This window comes from Pontibacter amylolyticus, assembly GCF_014638845.1.
Lineage (GTDB): Bacteria > Bacteroidota > Bacteroidia > Cytophagales > Hymenobacteraceae > Pontibacter > Pontibacter amylolyticus.
The window spans coordinates 112410-129590 of record NZ_BMFP01000006.1 but is presented as its reverse complement, the minus strand read 5'-3'; the positions used below and the strand labels follow the sequence as shown (position 1 = coordinate 129590).

16 protein-coding genes are annotated in these 17181 nt (G+C 53.4%); 12 read left to right on the top strand and 4 right to left on the bottom strand.

Translation table 11 applies throughout. The annotated features are described in order from the left end of the window. Window position 1 precedes the first annotated feature (1 nt). The 8 genes from IEV97_RS15690 (at window position 2) to IEV97_RS15655 (ending at window position 9625) form a co-directional block, all read left to right on the top strand. A complete protein-coding gene (locus IEV97_RS15690; protein ID WP_188502446.1) occupies window positions 2-505 on the top strand; it encodes a hypothetical protein in 504 nt (167 codons plus the stop codon). Between the two features lie 106 nt (window positions 506-611). Continuing rightward, window positions 612-1265, top strand: a complete 654-nt coding sequence (locus IEV97_RS15685; RefSeq protein WP_229733981.1) for a porin family protein — start codon at window positions 612-614, stop codon at window positions 1263-1265. A 180-nt stretch (window positions 1266-1445) separates the two neighbouring features. Beyond that, window positions 1446-2441 carry an MBL fold metallo-hydrolase gene (locus IEV97_RS15680; RefSeq protein WP_229733980.1) on the top strand — a complete coding sequence of 332 codons (996 nt, stop codon included), beginning with the start codon at window positions 1446-1448 and terminating at the stop codon, window positions 2439-2441. 50 nt (window positions 2442-2491) lie between these two features. After that, window positions 2492-3943 carry a sodium:solute symporter gene (locus tag IEV97_RS15675; RefSeq protein WP_188502444.1) on the top strand — a complete coding sequence of 484 codons (1452 nt, stop codon included), beginning with the start codon at window positions 2492-2494 and terminating at the stop codon, window positions 3941-3943. A 372-nt stretch (window positions 3944-4315) separates the two neighbouring features. Then, window positions 4316-6136 (top strand): ABC transporter ATP-binding protein, encoded by a 1821-nt coding sequence (locus tag IEV97_RS15670; RefSeq protein ID WP_188502443.1) that lies wholly within the window; start codon window positions 4316-4318, stop codon window positions 6134-6136. Window positions 6137-6925: 789 nt separating this feature from the next. Further along, entirely contained in the window at window positions 6926-7450 is a 525-nt protein-coding gene (locus tag IEV97_RS15665) for a hypothetical protein (RefSeq protein ID WP_188502442.1), read from the top strand. Between the two features lie 104 nt (window positions 7451-7554). Then, complete coding sequence (locus IEV97_RS15660) at window positions 7555-8433, top strand: DUF2911 domain-containing protein (RefSeq protein ID WP_188502441.1); 879 nt, start codon at window positions 7555-7557, stop codon at window positions 8431-8433. Between the two features lie 271 nt (window positions 8434-8704). Next, the gene (locus tag IEV97_RS15655) at window positions 8705-9625 is read left to right on the top strand and encodes a class I SAM-dependent methyltransferase (RefSeq protein ID WP_188502440.1); all 921 of its coding nucleotides are present in this window, start codon (window positions 8705-8707) and stop codon (window positions 9623-9625) included. Window positions 9626-9692: 67 nt separating this feature from the next. On the opposite strand, the gene IEV97_RS15650 is transcribed toward IEV97_RS15655, so the two are convergent. From IEV97_RS15650 to IEV97_RS15640, 3 genes are all read right to left on the bottom strand, one after another. Further along, the gene (locus IEV97_RS15650) at window positions 9693-11396 is read right to left on the bottom strand and encodes a sodium:solute symporter family protein (RefSeq protein WP_188502439.1); all 1704 of its coding nucleotides are present in this window, start codon (window positions 11394-11396) and stop codon (window positions 9693-9695) included. Continuing rightward, entirely contained in the window at window positions 11393-11536 is a 144-nt protein-coding gene (locus IEV97_RS15645) for a hypothetical protein (protein ID WP_188502438.1), read from the bottom strand. Before IEV97_RS15645 ends, IEV97_RS15650 begins: the two co-directional genes overlap by 4 nt. Window positions 11537-11600: 64 nt before the next feature. Next, entirely contained in the window at window positions 11601-14132 is a 2532-nt protein-coding gene (locus IEV97_RS15640) for a PIG-L family deacetylase (RefSeq protein ID WP_188502437.1), read from the bottom strand. Window positions 14133-14542: 410 nt separating this feature from the next. Here IEV97_RS15640 and IEV97_RS15635 point away from each other — a divergent pair, with 410 nt between their 5' ends. The 4 genes from IEV97_RS15635 to IEV97_RS15620 all read left to right on the top strand — a co-directional run bounded on the left by IEV97_RS15635 (window position 14543) and on the right by IEV97_RS15620 (window position 16668). Next, window positions 14543-15226, top strand: a complete 684-nt coding sequence (locus IEV97_RS15635; protein WP_188502436.1) for a hypothetical protein — start codon at window positions 14543-14545, stop codon at window positions 15224-15226. A gap of 113 nt (window positions 15227-15339) precedes the next feature. Continuing rightward, window positions 15340-15711 carry a DUF3221 domain-containing protein gene (locus tag IEV97_RS15630; protein ID WP_188502435.1) on the top strand — a complete coding sequence of 124 codons (372 nt, stop codon included), beginning with the start codon at window positions 15340-15342 and terminating at the stop codon, window positions 15709-15711. Between the two features lie 8 nt (window positions 15712-15719). Further along, complete coding sequence (locus IEV97_RS15625; RefSeq protein ID WP_188502434.1) at window positions 15720-16082, top strand: Rieske (2Fe-2S) protein; 363 nt, start codon at window positions 15720-15722, stop codon at window positions 16080-16082. Between the two features lie 112 nt (window positions 16083-16194). Next, window positions 16195-16668, top strand: coding sequence for a hypothetical protein (locus IEV97_RS15620; protein ID WP_229733979.1), 474 nt, complete (start codon window positions 16195-16197; stop codon window positions 16666-16668). On the opposite strand, the gene IEV97_RS15615 is transcribed toward IEV97_RS15620, so the two are convergent. Then, window positions 16665-16868, bottom strand: coding sequence for a hypothetical protein (locus tag IEV97_RS15615; RefSeq protein WP_188502433.1), 204 nt, complete (start codon window positions 16866-16868; stop codon window positions 16665-16667). The genes IEV97_RS15620 and IEV97_RS15615 overlap by 4 nt on opposite strands. Window positions 16869-17181 lie beyond the last annotated feature (313 nt).

The following is a 17181-nucleotide window of genomic DNA, read 5'->3' as shown; positions in this document are numbered from 1 at the left end:
CATGCAAGGTATAAACCTGAAGATCATCCTGCTGCACAGTCTGGCTGTCCTGTTGGCTTCCTATGCTTTTGTCGCGCTCGGCTATATTTATGACATGCCGCTGACAGAGCTATACCTGGAAACAGGCGACCTGGGCCAGTTTGAGCAAAGCGCCAACATGTACCAGATCAACTCCGACCGGATCAGCAAATTTAGGCTGGTACACCGGTATGCCCCTTTTGCCGGAGCGCTCTTTGGTGTGGCACTTTCGTTCATCGCGCTGCGCAGGAAGAGCCTCAGGCTGCAGCATACCCTGATCGTACTGGTGATCGCGGTCTTGCTGGCTTTTGGAGGCGTTTTAGAGATGCCCTCTCTTCAGAACATCCTTTTTGCTCCCGGCAGACTTGTTTCATCCTCGGTGATGACCGTCTATACCTTAAACTACCTGCTTTTGCTGGGCCTTAGCTTCTGGCTGGCTTTTTTAAGTAAACGTACTCCCAAACCAACCAGCAAAAGCAAGGTATAGCCGTAGACAACAAATGAGGTGCATACCCGTTTTGAAGAGTACACGCGCTTGTTTCTGAAGCGATTGCGCTGTAACTTAGTACCACATTCAACAGAGACTTTTTCACGTGAAAATATTTTTAAGCACCATTCTGACCTGCAGCCTGCTTTTTGTGGGTAGCGCGATGGCTCAGACCGGCCAGAAAGCCAGTCTGGAGACAGCGCCGGCCACAGCCCTGCAGGAGCGACCGGCACCAGTTGCTGAAGCAGAAAGGCCGACGAAATTTGAGATGCCGGCCAAGCGCCTCAGCTACAGCCTTTCGGCCGGAGCCAGCTTTGGCAGCGGTTTTGGCGCCACCTACCTGGAACCTACCGTGCGTTACCAGCTCAATCCGCGCCTACGTGTGTTCAGCAGCCTGACCTACATGTCAGTGATGCCGGGCCAGTTTACCGTACCTACTTCCGATGGCGGAACGACGCTGATGCGAACCAGCCCAAGCGATCATTACATTGCGCATGTGGGGGCCGACTACCTGGTAAACGACCGCCTGATCCTGAGCGGCAGCGTGTGGAAGGATTTCTCGAACATACCAGCTCAGAACCCAGCTTACATGAACTTCATGAACCCGGGCCGCCAGGGCATGGACATGCGGGCGACTTATAAAATAACGGAGCACTTTTCGGTGACCGGTGCTATGCGCTACTCCAAAGGTGCCTCCCCGTTCTACAGTCCTTTTCACCACCCGGTGTCTGTGGGCCGAAGCGGAGGTTTCTGGTATTAGCCTACCGGTGTAGGATAAAAAAACAACAAAGCGTCTTTTCTGAAAGGAGAAGGCGTTTTTTTAATGCCTGTTGGCGTATTTTAATTAATTACCGGCACACGTTTCAACTTTCGTGCGCGTTATCGTGTTAATAATCCCTGAAACAAGCTTATTCAGATTTTGAGGCAGAAGAACGAAACAGTGAGACATCTGAAAAACGACAAATTGCCCGTGGTAAAACCAGATTTCCGCGGCAACAAGACCATTAACGGACAGTTTTTGAATGGCGACGAGCTCTTTACTCCTAAAATGAGCAAGGTGCTGCGATGGAAAACAACCCGCAATCCGCAGCGCGAAGAAAAGAAAGCCGACACCTTTGTGCCACCCGTCGTCTACGGCACTGACTTCATCACATCGAATGAGGACATGGTGGTCTGGCTCGGTCACGCTACGTTTCTGATCCGGGTGAATGGCCTGACCATGATCACCGATCCCGTGTTCTACGACCTGCCCATGATCAAGCGCCGCATCGGGCTGCCCTGCGCGCCGGAGCAGCTCGCAGGTATAGACCTGGTGCTGCTCTCGCACGGCCACCGCGATCACCTCGACGAACGCTCCATCAAAACGCTCTACCGCCAAAATCCGGACATGAAAGCCCTTGCCCCTTTGCATGCCGGCGATCTGCTGCGTAGCGCCGAGCCGCATCTGCCTTACCAGGAGGCGGGCTGGTACCAGAAATTCGATCTCACGCCGGAAGGCATCGAGATTTACTTCCTTCCGGCTTCGCACTGGCACCGTCGCGGGATGTTCGACATGAACAAGGTGCTCTGGGGAAGCTTCCTGATCAAAACCCCCACCATGCAGCTCTATTTTGCCGGCGACACAGGCTATAACGGACACTTTGAGGAGATAGAGGAACTTTTTGGCCCGATGGATGTCTGCCTGATGCCAGTGGGTGCCTACCGGCCGAGCTTTCTGATGCAGAAGAGTCACCTGAACCCGCACGAGGCGGTACGGGCCTACAATGTGCTGCGGGGCGGCACTTTTATACCGATGCACTATGGTACATTTGACCTGTCAGATGAGCCGGCGGGTGAGCCGGTACGCCTGCTCGAGCAGATAGCGGCCTCGGGCATGATGCAGGGTCTGCGTATACCTGCTATCGGGGAGCCTGTTTTGCTCCGGGAGCTGGTATAGCCCAAAAACCGGCAGGCAGTGTTATATTTGCAGCGTTTTCCGCATTACACATGTCTGCAACGCTCATCATCAGTCTCCTTATCGGCTATTTCGGCATCCTGGTTCTGATTTCCTACCTCACAGGTAAGAAGACAGACTCCTATACCTTTTTCCTGGCTAACCGGAAGTCGCCCTGGTATGTGGTGGCCTTTGGCATGATTGGCGCTACTTTGTCGGGCGTTACGTTTGTGTCGGTGCCGGGTATGGTGCGCGATGCGCAGTTTTCGTACCTGCAGCTGCTGCTGGGCTATATAGCCGGCTATGTGGTGATTGCTACGGTACTGCTCCCGCTGTATTACCGTCTCAATCTGGTTTCCATCTATACCTACCTGGAGCAGCGCTTCGGCTTCTGGTCCTATAAAACCGGGGCGGCTTACTTCCTGCTATCACGCACACTGAGCACAGCCATACGCCTATTTTTGGTGGCCAGTGTGCTGCAACTGGCTGCTTTCGACGAAATAGGCATCCCCTTCGCTGTCACAGTGGCCGTCACCATCCTGCTGATCTGGGTCTATACCTTCCGGAGCGGCATGAAGACCATCATCTGGACTGATACTTTCCAGTCCGCCGCCATGCTGACGGCCGTTGGAGTCAGTATCTGGGTCGTGTCCGATGAACTCAACCTGGGGTTCCAAGGAATGGTCGACACGATAGCGGCCAGTGACTATTCGAATGTGTTCACCTGGGACTTCAAGGATGACAAGTATTTTCTGAAACAGTTTTTCGCAGGCGCTTTTATTACCATTGCCATGACGGGCCTTGACCAGGACATGATGCAGAAAAACCTGAGCTGCAAGAACATCGGCGAGGCGCAGAAGAACATGTTCTGGTTCACCGCCATTTTAACGGTGGTCATCGTGATGTTCCTTGCGCTGGGCGCCCTGCTATACCTGTACGCCGGCGCGAAAGGTATAGCACTGCCGGAACGTGGCGACGACGTGTTCCCCTATCTGGCGCTCAACCACTTCCCACCTGTGGTAGGTATAGCCTTCATCCTCGGCATCATCGCCATCGCCTATGCCTCTGCCGACTCCGCGCTGACCTCGCTCACCACCTCCTTCTGTGTGGACTTCCTTAACTTCAAAGATAAAAGCGAGCACGAGCGGGTACGGCTGCGTTACTTTGTGCATATCGGGTTCTCTTTACTGCTTGGCCTAGTCATCTTTGCCGTCAACGCCATCAACAGCCAAAGCCTGATCACAACGGTGCTTCAAGTGACTGGCTATACCTACGGGCCGCTGCTGGGACTCTACAGCTTCGGTCTATTTACCCGCCTCCAGGTGCGCGACCGTTATGTGCCCGCGATCTGCCTCGCAGCACCTGTGCTTACCTACATCATCAGTGCCAACTCCGCCGCGTGGTTCAACGGCTACCAGTTTGGTTTTGAAGTGCTGATCCTTAATGGGTTGTTGACGTTTGTGGGGCTGTGGGCGGTATCGTATAAAAGAGTAGTTCACGCGTAGGGGCAGGTTGCGACCCAATGCCGTCAACTTAAGGACCTTTTTGTCATTTCGACCTTTGGGAGAAATCTGAATTAGTGCGAAAATTTTGAAAGTATCCAGATCTCTCCTATCGTCGAGATGACAGCTTGAATTGATCATTGCTTAAGTTGACGGCATTGGGTCGCGACCTGTCCCTACAACATCCCGATACAGGCGAAATAGAATCCTCCGAATCTGTGGGCAAGGCCCCTCTTAAATCCTGTAAATCCCGATTCTGGCATTTATATCCTATACTTTGCTTACCTTTGGAAGATTTTTCGGGTACGTGGCATTTTTAGTGCTGTCTGGCTGTTATAAGCCAGCACCCCCTATTATTCAGTATAGATTTCATTAATGGCAAAACGCGGAATCGGGCTAAACGACAGCACACAGGAGAAAGAAGGCAGAAAGAAAATCAGTAAAGACAGCTTTCGTCGCGGCATCAGGATCTTTAGCTACGTACTACCCTACAAGTTCAAGTTCATGGTCGGTCTGGGCTTTCTGGTACTTTCCAGCCTGACTTTCATGATCTTCCCGCTGCTCACCGGCAAGCTGGTCGACTCCTCCACTGGCAACGCCGACTGGTTCCTCGAAGACATCGACATGATCGCCCTTGGCCTGTTTGCCGTGATCCTAGCGCAGGGTATCTTCTCTTTTTTCAGGGTATACTTCTTTGCGCAGGTAAGCGAAAACGCCGTAGCCGACATCCGCCGCGACCTCTACAGCAAGTTCATGATGCTGCCGATCCCTTTCTATGAAAAGAGGCGCGTAGGCGAGATCACCAGCCGCATCACCACCGATGTGGCCCAGGTACAGGATGCCATGTCGATCACCCTGGCCGAGCTTTTCCGCCAGATCACTACGCTTTTGGTGGGCATCATCATCATTCTCTGGACCTCCATCAAGCTGTCCATGTTCATGCTGGCGACTTTCCCGGTGCTGGTGGCGCTCACGCTGGTATTTGGTCGCAAGATCAAGAGCCTCTCCAAGAAAACACAGGACGAACTGGCCAACACCAACGTGATTGTGGAGGAGACCTTGCAAGCGATCAATACCGTGAAGGCTTATACCAATGAAAACTTCGAAATCGGTCGTTATCGCCACTCCCTGAGCAAAGCCGTAAAAGCTGCCCTCTCTGCGGCTAACTACCGTGGTGCTTTCATCTCCTTTGTGATTGTAGGCCTGTTTGGCGGCATCATCCTCGTGATCTGGTATGGCGCTACACTGGTGCAGAACGGCGACCTGACCATAGGTGAGCTGATTTCCTTTATCATTTATACCGTGTTTATCGGCGCCTCCGTGGGTGGTCTGGGCGAGCTTTATGGCAAGATACAGTCGGCACTGGGTGCAACTGAGCGCATACAGGAAATACTGGCTGAACCGGAAGAAGCCACTGATAAGGCACAGCGCCCACTGAGCGAGATCAGACGGGTTCGCGGCGATATCAGCTACAGCCAGGTAGCCTTCTCCTACCCTACCCGTCCGGACATCCAGGTGCTCCGCGACATCAACTTCAGCATCAACTACGGTGAGAAGATTGCGCTGGTAGGCCCAAGCGGCGCCGGCAAGTCTACCATTGTGCAGCTTTTGCTTCGCTTGTATGACGTGAGCCACGGCAGCATTACTGTCGACGGGCAGGACATCCGCCAGATGAGCCTGACGGAACTACGCGCCAATGTGGGCATCGTACCGCAGGAGGTACTGCTGTTTGGAGGCTCCATCCGCGAAAACATTGCCTACGGTCGCCCGGAAGCATCCGAAGAAGAAATTATAGCAGCGGCCCGCAAAGCCAATGCCTACGACTTCATCTCGTCTTTCCCCGAGGGGTTAGACACCCTGGTAGGCGAGCGGGGCATCAAACTCTCCGGCGGCCAGCGCCAGCGCGTCGCCATTGCCCGCGCCATCCTGAAAAACCCGGCTATCCTCGTACTCGACGAAGCCACCAGTTCCCTAGACTCTGAGTCAGAGCACCTGGTGCAGCAGGCGATGGATGAACTGATGAAGAACAGAACGACCATCGTGATCGCGCACCGCCTGGCTACCATTCGCAAAGTGGATAAGATCCTGGTGATTGATGGCGGTGAGATCGTAGAGGAAGGCTCACATGAAGTGCTGTCGCTAAACGATAACGGTATTTATGCCAACCTGCTCAGGCTGCAGTTTGAGATGAGTTAAACTTGACTTTATAAGGTATAGGAGCCCTGTTGGTGTTTTGCCGACGGGGCTTTTTTGTTATAGGTATAGTAGTGGCGGGGTTGCAGGTATAGCATTAGTGGCAGTTGCAGGTATAGCAACCTGTACTGTTTTATAGCTTGCCCTGGCCGGGCGGGCCTCAATTTTTTCCTTGATGAAAAGAAAGAGGGCCCCTACCCCCAGTAAGCAAAAAAATCAAGACGCTCCAAATCGAGGGCCCCTACCCCCACTCGCTGAACGCTCGAACAGTGGAGCGCCGTAAAGTGCACCTGGCTGATGCTATCTGTTTCATTGCTTCCGGGGCAAGTTAGTTTTTCGATGCGTGCCATTGGAATGTAACAGAGGCTACCGAACTTATACTTTGAAGTGGCAGTATCAGGCTCCCCGCCTGGGGGTAGGGGTCCTCTTTAAGGACAAGGAGGGGCAGGGGTGGTTCGACCCGGTACTGCAAAGATACTGCTTCAAACAAATAGCTTACACCTGTAGCATGGCAATGGCAGGAATTCCTCTTACGAGAGGGGCAGGGGTGTGTTATAGCAACTGCCTGTCCCCGCTTCAACCAAGATCCTTTTAGGATGACAGATAGAGAAAATAGAGTCCCCCGTCGAAGGGGGCAGGGGGATGTCAATCATGCACAGGAATCCTGCAAATCCTGATGCAGGCAGTTACCATTCCCGCCAAGCACACATACTTCTACATCAATATATCCCAATAAATCACTAATTTGCGAAGCATTACATTATACCTGCACCTTCGCTCCTGAATCACTTTATGCATATTTCCAGCGCTTTCACCCGAGCTCTCCTTTTTTGCCTGCTGCTTGTATTCAGCTTATCGGCTTCGGCTCAGAATTACCGCGACTCGTTTAGGGCACGTAATGCGGTGTATGCCGAATTGGGCGGGAATGGTGATCTGCTGTCCGCAAACTACGACCGCATCGTGTACCAGAAGTCCATGCTGAAGGCGGCTTTCAGGATAGGTATAGCGAGCAACCAGTTCTTTTCCGCTGAGGAGCCGGGCTTTTATCCGGTGGTGCCGGTCGAGGCGCTGGGTATGATCGGGCGCTTTCAGAAGCACTTTGAGTTCGGGCTGGGCTATACCCGCCGCTTCACCAACGAACCTGACCTCTTGCGAAACATGTACTTCAGCCGCATCGGGTTCCGCTATCAGAACCCGACAGGCGGGCTGGTGGTGCGCGTCGGCTTTACGCCTTTTCTGTCGACAGAAAGCAACACCAAATCGCCGGGGCCGGCCTTTATACCGCGTTTCGGATTCAGTGTGGGGCGAAGCTTTTAGGGTTCTCCTTAAAACTTACACTGAAAGGAACGTTTAAGGGGTATTATCATCATTTTTGAGTATTTTCGTATCGCAAAACATCAGCAATCTTAAAAAATAGAACAATGAAAAAGATTTTATTCAGTGTGCTTCTTTCCGCAGCGATGCTGGGCGGCACTACCCTGACAGCTCAGGCCCAGCAGCAAGGTATAGCCATGCCAGCCGCCAGCCCACTGTCCACCGTAACCCAGGAAATTGGCCTGACGAACGCAAGTTTGAGCTACTCCCGCCCATCCATGAAAGGACGCTCGGTTTTCGGTGGTGACGTAGTGCCTTTCGGCAAGGTATGGCGCACGGGTGCCAACAACTCCACTACCCTTAAGTTCAGCGACGAGGTGACCATCCAGGGCAAAAAAGTGCCTGCCGGTGAGTACGCGCTGCTGACCATTCCGAACCAGAATGAGTGGACCATCATCCTCTACAAAGACACTAAAATCGGTGGAAACGTGGCTGCCTACAAGCAGGAAGACGACCAGCTCCGCTTCACCGTGAAGCCGCAGACCAACCCAAGAACGGTGGAAACATTCACCATCAATTTTGCCAACCTGAAGGCAAACGCCGCCGATCTGGAGATTATGTGGGACAAGACGATCGCCAGCTTCACCATCGAGACGGAAGTAGACAGCAAGGTGATGGCACAGATACAGGAGCGTGTGGTAAATGGCAAAGAGGTGTCTCCTGCGCTGTACGCTGCAGCTGCCAACTACTACGCCGACAACAACAAAGACATGAAGCAGGCGCTGGAGTGGATGAAGAAAGCCAACGCCAACGACCCGAAATTCTGGAACCTGCACGCACAGGCCAAAATCCAGGCGAAAATGAAAGACTACAAAGGCGCCGTGAAAACTGCTGAGCAATCAATCGAGCTGGCGAAAAAGGCAAACAATGCCGACTACGTGCGTATGAATGAGAAGGCCATTGCCGAGTGGAAGAAAATGAAGTAGGCTATACCTGCCCGCTTTTTACCGAAAGCCTCTGCTCTGGCAGGGGCTTTCTTTTTTGAGATACGTTAACTGATGGTATAAACCTGGCCCTTTTTAGAGGGCCCTAGCACCAGAAGGGGAATTGGGGAACAATTGTCATCCCCCTGCCCCCTTCAAAGGGGCAGTTCCGTTAAGTTCTGCCTTCCAAGGGGGACATTTATGCACGAGAAGTACCATCCCCGGACGGGCAGGGGTGGGTTAATACCATTTTGAACCTAATACACTATACCTGTTGGAAGAACCTAAAAAACATTCAGAAGACCACCTTGGGCCCGCCCGGGAATACTGGTGGAACGACGACTACCTGGAGCTGCTGGCCCACCGTCTGCACCTGGAATATACCGGCACGCTCGTGGATATCGGTTGCGGCAAGGGTATGATGGGCTTCATGTTCTCGAAGCACCTCCCTTCCGGTGCCAGGGTATACGGTGTTGATTTTGAGCCACAGTACATAGAAGAAGCCAGGCAAAAAGCACAGAGCATTTACGGGCACAACGACATCAGGTACGACTTCCGGGTGGGCAACGCTTCCAGCATTCCCCTGCCTGATGACCTGGCGGACATTACGCTCTGTCAGACTTTGCTGATCCATGTGAAAGATCCCAAACAGGTGATCAGCGAGATGATCCGCATCACCAAGCCCGGCGGCTGGGTTGTGGCGCTGGAACCCAACAACCTCGTGCCCAACCTGATGTTCGACCGCTACGGCGAAACTGATTTTGACGTGGAAAGCACCCTCGAGGTACTGGAAATAAAGCTGCGCATCGAAAAAGGCAAAAAAAGACTGGGCGAAGGCTTCAACTCCCTGGGCGACGTGATACCTGACCTATACCTGAAGGCCGGCCTGGAGAACATCAAGGTGTGGATCTCAGACAAGGCCCTCTCGATCATCCCGCCCTACGACACGCAGGAGAAAATGCTGCGCGTGGAGCAGATGCTGCAGTGGATCGACTCCGACTCGATGGGTTACGACTACCAGGATAACCTGAACTACTTCATGGCCGGCGGCGGCGATAAAGACAAGTTCGACGCCTATTGGCAGAAGCTGCTCTACAACAAGATCGCCCTCAAGCAGAGGCTCCTGAACGAAGAGTATGTCTCGGCGGGCGGCAGTCTGGTTTACATTGTGGCGGGGCAGAAGCCCAGGGGCTAAGGCATAGAGCGCGAGCAAAGATCCCGTACTGGATTCGGGGCGTCCTCGCTCGTGCTATAGAACATCATTATGCATAGGTTCTGTCATCCTTCTGCCCGATAAAGAACTGGATGATCACCCCGAACACGACCACCGCCACACAACCGATCACGTTGAACCACAGGAAGGCGATATCGGTATAGAAGTGGCAATACAGTACCACGGCTTCGGCCATCAGCGCGGCAATGAATACTGCGTGCCCTTTGATGTACCTCACATAGAAGGCTACCAGAAAAATGCCCAGGATGGTGCCGTAGAAAATGGACCCGATGATGTTGACAGCCTGAATCAGGTTGTCGAGCAGGGAGGCGTAGGTGGCGAAGATGATGGCCAGTGCGCCCCAGGCTGCCGTGAAAACACGGGATGCCCGCAGGTAGTGGAAGTTGTCCTTCTCTTTCTTAACAGAGCGCTTGTAGATGTCCACGACCGTGGTGGATGCCAGCGCATTGAGCTCGGAAGCCGTGGACGACATGGCCGCTGAGAAAATCACCGCCAGCAGCAAACCCACCAGTCCGGCCGGCAGGTACTTCATGACAAAAGAAATGAACACGTAGTCGGTATCTTTGGTCTCGGCATCGGGTGTGGCCTTGGCGATGAGTGCCTTCACATCGTTGCGCACCACTTTGGAGGCGTCGGTTATACCTTGCACCTCGGCCTGGGCAGCGGCAATAGCCGTTTCATCGTCGGTTCGCAGGGCCGCCACCAAGCCGTGCACGGCCTCCTGCTTCTGGTTGAACAATGCGGTGTGCTGCTCTTCGAGCGCCTCCATTTCCGGAGCGAATTCAGTAGCGTATACCTTGTCTTTGGCGGACTCGTTGAAGAAGAGGGGCGGCTGATTGAACTGGTAGAACACAAACACCATCACCCCGATAAACAGAATAATGAACTGCATCGGTATCTTGAGCAAACCGTTGAAAAGCAAACCCAGTCGGCTTTCCCCTACTGATTTTCCGCCCAGGTAGCGGGCCACCTGGCTTTGGTCGGTGCCGAAGTAGGAAAGTGCCAGAAACAGACCGCCTGTCATACCTGACCAGAAGTTATACCGATCGTTCCAGTCGAAAGAAAAATCCACCACGTTCATCTTGCCCATTTTGCCAGCCACGGCCACGGCATCGCCAAAGGATACGCTTTCAGGAAGGTAACGCACCACCATAAAACCGGCCACGAGCATACCGCCCATCATCACGGCCATTTGCTGCTTCTGGGTCACGCTTACCGCCTTTGTGCCCCCCGACACGGTATAGACGATCACCAAAACACCGATGAACAGGTTGGTGAGGGTCAGGTTCCAGCCTAGAATGGTAGACAGGATAATAGCCGGCGCATAAATGGTGATGCCAGCCGCCAGTCCGCGCTGCACCAGAAAGAGCAGGGCCGCCAGCGAACGGGTCTTCAGGTCGAAGCGGCTCTCAAGGTATTCGTAGGCCGTGTATACCTTGAGGCGGTAAAAAATAGGGATAACCGTGATCGAGATGATGACCATGGCGATGGGCAGTCCGAAGTAGAACTGCACGAAGCGCATCCCGTCTTCGTAGGCCTGCCCTGGTGTAGAGAGAAAGGTGATGGCGCTGGCCTGCGTGGCCATGATGGAAAGCCCGATGGTCCACCACTTCATGCTGTTGTCGCCTTTCAGGTAGCCTTCAATGTCTTTGCTACCCCGGGTTTTCCAGACGCCGTAAATCACAATAAAGCCCAGCGTGCCGAGCAGTACAATCCAGTCAAGTAACCTCATGAATAGATGCGGGTGATGATGTAAAACAGGGTGATCAGAAAAGCGAGGTTGCCCAGCACCAGCCAGTACATGCTTTTCCAGTTCTTGAAAAAGGGCGGTTTTTCAAGCTCTTCTGCAGGCTTGCTATCGGTTTCTTTCATGGTTTTCTTAACAAAGATCTTGGTGACAATGCACTAGTCACTGATGCCGTTCCAGGCTAATAGCCTATTTCGCTGTACTCTCTGCGCTGCTGCCTTGGGCACCATGCCCGTTTCCGAGCGAGATCAGGTTGGTGAAGATGCGATAGGCGCCCGGCACCCCGGCGGGCAGCTGTCTGAACCAGGAGTAACCGGTATACACAAAGTGCCCTTTGCCATACCTGGCAATCAGCAGGCCGCCGTTACGGGCCGGTTCGCCGGGGTCGTTGCTCGAGAGGATGGCTTCGAACTCGCTGCTCCACTCACTCGGGAAGTATAGCCCCCGCTCCTGCACCCAGCCTTCAAAATCCTTTTTGGTGATCTTGTTTGGCGAGTTCAGCGCCTGGTGGCCTGGCTTCAGGAAACGCACGTCGGCATCCTCCACTGTTACCCGCTGGCTTGAGATCTTCAAAGGATAAGGGGCAATGTTGTTGGTCTTGAGGCTATGCCCCGTGTTATACTGCACGATCACGGTGCCGCCCTGCTGCACGTAATTGAGCAAACGCGGCTGGTAAAAGCTCATGCGTTCTACTGTATTGTAGGCCCGCACGCCCAGGATCACCGCATCAAAACGCTTCAGGTGCTGGTCGGTGATATCCTCGTCTTTCAGCAATGTTACATTGTACCCGATCTGCTGCAGACTGGCAGGTATGTCGTCGCCGGCACCCATCAGGTAAGCGATCTGCTCCCCATTGCGTTTCAGGTCGAGGCGCACGGCTTTGGTCACGGCCTCTGGGAAAGTGGTCTGGGTCGGGATGTGACTGTACTGGATTACGTTGAGACCGCGAGTATAGGGTTTGCCTGCTACTGTAGCCACCGCTTTCAGCTCTACTTCTTGCTGCCCCTTGGGCGGATGCACCATAAAGCGCACCAGTTGCTCGGCCCCATGCTGCTCCAGGTCAAATGCCATTTGTGCAGGTTCTGCCCGCCAGCCTTTCGGCAATTGCAGCGCCACATTGCCTTTTATACCTGCCTTGCCCGATTTCACCAGCACATGCACCGGCTTGGGCTCCTGCGAGGCAAACATCAGCACTTTCTCGGAGATGTTCACAAACACGGGCGGCGTGATGGCCAAAGGTCTGTACTGCTCCCCGTCTACCGGATCGTTGCGCTTAAACACGACCGGCACGGTATAGCTGAACGGCTCCCCGTTGATTTTCAAGTCGAAGCGCACCACGGCGGCCGGCTGGTTCTCGGGCGCTCCGATTTCCTGCAGCTCATCCACCCGGAACAGTCCCAGCGTTCCCTCCTGCCGTAACCAATAAGGTTGCGAGAGTGGTGCGGAAGCCGGTACTTCAAGTTTGAAGGGAATCAGGCGCGCTTCGTTTGGTGAAAGCGTTTTGTTGAGCAGGCTGTCCTTAGAAGTAAAGGCGGGGCGCATGCTTACCAGCTGCACAGGTATAGCGGAACGGTTAATGGCTTCCAGCTGCACGTGCAGGCGTTCGCCCGGCGTTACGGCATAGTCGGTAGCCACCGCTTCCAGGTATAGGCCCAGGCTGTGCTTCACCACCTCTTCCAACTCCTCTGTCTTAAGGCGCTTCCAGTAGCTGTCGGGTAGTTTGGCCAGTTCCTTACGGGCGGCCAGAAGGGTGGGCACCACGGCAGCTGGCTGCTCGGGCTTAAATTCCGCTACGGCTTGCTGCAACAGGGCCGCCACTTTTTCACTTCCTTTCACGCGGCTCCAGGTCGTGTTGATGCCTTCAAACAGCTCTTCTTTTGCCCGCTCTCCTTTGGTATGCTCCAGATACTCGAGTGTAACACCGCGCGTGCCGGTAGCGCCAAAGCCCTGACTCTTGTGCATGCTGCGGCTCAGGGCGGCGATCTCCGGGTAGGATTTGCCCAGCAGCGGATTGTAGCCGCCCACATCCACCTTCAAGAGTTGTGAACCATAGTCCTCAAACTCTTTCTGGCTGCGGAAGGACCACACGCCTGTGTTCCAAAGCACGCGTTTGGCCTGCCACACCTGCACGTGCTTGAGTTGCTCCGGGAAACGCTTTGGGTCGGCGGCGGCTTCAAAAGCCTCGCTGGCCAGCATGGCGGAGGCTGTGTGGTGGCCATGTGTTTCGGAGGGTTTTGGAGAGAAGCGCGTAACGATCACGTCCGGCTTGAACTTGCGGATGGCCCACACCACATCATGCAGCACCTTCTCCTTGTCCCAGATGGCAAAGGTCTCCTCCGGGTTTTTAGAAAAGCCAAAGTCGTTGGCGCGGGTAAAGAACTGCTGCCCCCCGTCGAGGCGGCGGGCCTGCAGCAACTCCTGCGTGCGGATGATGCCCAGTCCTTCCCGAATCTCCGGTCCGATCAGGTTCTGCCCTCCGTCGCCTCGGGTTACGGACAAGTAGCCGGTGTTGTATAGCTTCTCGTTCGACAGGTAGGCGATAAAGCGGGTATTCTCGTCGTCGGGGTGCGCCGCCACATACAGCGCCGTGCCTAGCACGTTCAGCTTTTTAATATCCTGCAGTAGCTCAGCGGCATTGGGTTTGGCGGGAGCCTGTGCGTGCAGCAGGCCGCTGGTTAGCAGAACGAATAGGGCAAACAGGAGCGAAAAACTTTTTTTCATGGTTTTAGTTAAAAGGAGCAGTGAAAGCGAGCCATTTTCACCATGCCGTAAATCTAAAAAATTTGTGTCAGCCTACCCAGCTTTTAAGGTTTTATAGGACAGAAAGTCAAGCAAACCCGACATATAACAATAAGGATAAAAGTTTTGCATTTAAAACAGCATATTAGCCTATGATTCGAAGACAGATGGTATAGAATAGTAATATGACTAGCCAGGACTTATCAAAGAGCGTTATCGTATAAAGTAAATTTTTCAAAAAAATAATTAAATTATTAGCTTTATATTTTACCCTCGCTATATTTGTAAAAAAGTGGAAGACACTTTACGCATCCTGCCTAAGGCTCATCAGTTTAACTGGGTAGCCCCGACTATGAAACAATGTATCTGAAGGCTACAAACAACTGACGCGTATGGCGGAGAGCAGCATCGGAGACCAGGCAATCGAATTCCTTGGATCCTACTATGCCAAACATGAAAAAAAATCTGGCTTACTTGTAAACAGAACGGTGCCCACCCATCAAGGTACCTTTGCTGATGCGCTGTTTGCCTACCAGAAACACGACAACAGCTTTTTTGCCGTCTCGCTTAGCACGTCTGCTTCTCATAAACTGGCGCGAATTCTCTCTTCTTACAAGAAAAGGGGGCTGGGCAGGATTCGCTACATCACGGCAGGTTCTATTTTCGGCGTGGCAGCCTACCTTTGCTACCAAACCGGCAGTTGGCTGGCCATGGCCTCTATACCTGCCCTACTTGCTGTCGCCGGTTTTTTCCTGCACTCCAGCCTGCGCAAGCGCTATATACAACAACAATTAAGAGTGGCGGTAGACCAGCTCAAGCAGCAACCCGGCGACCATCAGTGGTTGAGTATACAGGTGAGTAGCCTGTGTTGGCGCGGCAACGCCATGGCTGACTATCTTTCCAAACTATGCGAGCGAAAAGGGATCGGCCTGCTCACGGTAGGCAAGCGCTCCCGGCTCACGCTGCGTCAGGAGCCGCGACTGGCCACTTGCCGCCGCACCGACTTCCTCTCTTACTACACCCAGGGCGAAAGCGTGCGCAGGGAGCTGTCTGACCAGTTTATGCGGGTAGCTTAGGGCGCAAATAAAAAGCGCCTGCGCCATTACTAATCATCTCCCTCATGCGTACAAATGTTAAAAGCCAGCCTGGCTCACGCACAGGCTGATGGCTTGGAACGACCTTTACGCCCATGAGAAGATGCCTGAGTATACTCCCCCTCGTAGCTCTCCTCCTGGCTGGATGCCAGACGCAGGACGGCTTCCAGATCCCCAACACGCAACCCGACATGCGGGGCAGTATCACGAATATCAAAAAAACCAACTCCAAGAAGAAGGAAGGCGTGGCCGTGGTCCTGGTCGAATCGGTGGAAGGTGTGCAAACAAACTATACCCAGGCGACCTTGCGCATTGATGCCAAGACCTACATCGAAAACCTGCAGGGCGCCACGCTCCGGCTGGAGCACTTGCGTGAAGGTCAGCTAGTAGAAGCCTGGTTTGATGAACAGGTGATGGAATCCTTTCCGGTGCAGGCCCATGCCTCCGCCATACGTGTGAGCAACTAGCTGGACAGATGGAACAGAAACAGGCGCGCTATACCTGGCACAAGGTGTTTGACAGCGTGACAGAAGCCCGCGAACAGGTGCCCCTTCGCAAACTGAAACAACTGGTGCTGGATGGCCGGCCCATTTGCTTAGCGCATACTGCCAGCGGCTTTTTTGCCCTCGACGACAGCTGTCCGCACCTGGGCTACTCCCTCAGCAAAGGCACGACGAATTACCTGAATGAAGTGATATGCCCCTGGCACAGCTACAGGTATAGCCTGCAGGATGGGCGAGAGTGCGATTTTCGTACCCGCAAGGCGGTCCTCCACCGGATAGAACTAAGGGATGAGGGTGTGTTTGTGGGAATCGAGCAGGCAGCGACCACTACCTGAAAAGGAGTCCTTTACCCCTGACAGGGAGCGCTCCACTTAAAATAGGGGTGATTCCTGTGGGTGAGGGGCACGAATTGTTTACATTAGAGCGCAACCAACTGATGTTATGTCTATGGCAACCAGAATCATCCGTCCGGAAATGACGCCATCCCCACCGATAGAACTGCGCCACATGATGGGCGAATTGTACGTGACCATTCAGCGTAAAGAGGACTACATAGAAGCCAAGTGGCAGGGCCATATAACGGCTGACAATGTGGTCTGCGCAGCGAAAGCGTACCTGGAGCTATTAAGAAAAGACCCCTGCCCGAAATTGCTCAACGACAAGTCCGAGGTGACCGGCGACTGGCAGGAAGCCAACGACTGGCTTCAGTTTGAGTGGCTGCCGCAAGCACTCGGAGCCGGTTTGCGCTACATGGCGCACGTTTACTCCTTCAGCATGTTCAGCAGACTCGCTGTCCGAGAGCTTGAAGAGCGCATTACCCCCCAACTCTCCATGAAAAACTTTTATGAACGACGCCTGGCCGAAGAGTGGCTCCTGGAACAGGACGACACTACCGCTGGCCGGCGGGCTGCTACGGCTTAACGCACGTTAGCAGCTACCGCATGAGGCGCAACAGGTGTGATCACGACTGTGTCAAGCAGTACGGTCATCATGGGCTCTTCTACTTCCATCTCTACGTGGCTGGCAACTGCTGCGTCTACTGCTTGTGAGTTTTGAGTAGCTGGTTGCAGAGCAAGACCGAAGCAAGATACTGTGGCGGCGATTACGAATAATACTTTCATGGCTTTAAGATTTAAATGGTTATCAATTAATTACTGTGACAAAGTTATTCTATAGTACTTTGTTATGCAAGGTACTGTTACTTCATTTACTACTATTTTATACCAAGGGCCCAGAATTATCCGTGAAGCACCTGAAAAACCAGACGAACGGCCACACCTTTTCAAAGCCAAAAAGCTCAATTTTTAACAGGTATAGTTATATATAATTTATCAAGAACAGGCTTTCTGACAGATAATGACCTGCAGTGGTCCATTCCCAAAAAATTAACTTTAATTTTGTTCCTCAGCCACTGCCCTTTTACTGGCTTGCAGG

What these genes read in the sequence shown, in the direction of transcription:
- IEV97_RS15635 (WP_188502436.1), top strand. Translation starts at nt 14,543, where the DNA reads ATGGCGGAGAGCAGCATCGGAGACCAGGCAATCGAATTCCTTGGATCC.
- IEV97_RS15615 (WP_188502433.1), bottom strand. Translation starts at nt 16,868, where the DNA reads ATGAAAGTATTATTCGTAATCGCCGCCACAGTATCTTGCTTCGGTCTT.
- IEV97_RS15690 (WP_188502446.1), top strand. Translation starts at nt 2, where the DNA reads ATGCAAGGTATAAACCTGAAGATCATCCTGCTGCACAGTCTGGCTGTC.
- IEV97_RS15660 (WP_188502441.1), top strand. Translation starts at nt 7,555, where the DNA reads ATGAAAAAGATTTTATTCAGTGTGCTTCTTTCCGCAGCGATGCTGGGC.
- IEV97_RS15625 (WP_188502434.1), top strand. Translation starts at nt 15,720, where the DNA reads ATGGAACAGAAACAGGCGCGCTATACCTGGCACAAGGTGTTTGACAGC.
- IEV97_RS15670 (WP_188502443.1), top strand. Translation starts at nt 4,316, where the DNA reads ATGGCAAAACGCGGAATCGGGCTAAACGACAGCACACAGGAGAAAGAA.
- IEV97_RS15630 (WP_188502435.1), top strand. Translation starts at nt 15,340, where the DNA reads ATGAGAAGATGCCTGAGTATACTCCCCCTCGTAGCTCTCCTCCTGGCT.
- IEV97_RS15650 (WP_188502439.1), bottom strand. Translation starts at nt 11,396, where the DNA reads ATGAGGTTACTTGACTGGATTGTACTGCTCGGCACGCTGGGCTTTATT.
- IEV97_RS15665 (WP_188502442.1), top strand. Translation starts at nt 6,926, where the DNA reads ATGCATATTTCCAGCGCTTTCACCCGAGCTCTCCTTTTTTGCCTGCTG.
- IEV97_RS15640 (WP_188502437.1), bottom strand. Translation starts at nt 14,132, where the DNA reads ATGAAAAAAAGTTTTTCGCTCCTGTTTGCCCTATTCGTTCTGCTAACC.
- IEV97_RS15645 (WP_188502438.1), bottom strand. Translation starts at nt 11,536, where the DNA reads ATGAAAGAAACCGATAGCAAGCCTGCAGAAGAGCTTGAAAAACCGCCC.
- IEV97_RS15620 (WP_229733979.1), top strand. Translation starts at nt 16,195, where the DNA reads ATGGCAACCAGAATCATCCGTCCGGAAATGACGCCATCCCCACCGATA.
- IEV97_RS15675 (WP_188502444.1), top strand. Translation starts at nt 2,492, where the DNA reads ATGTCTGCAACGCTCATCATCAGTCTCCTTATCGGCTATTTCGGCATC.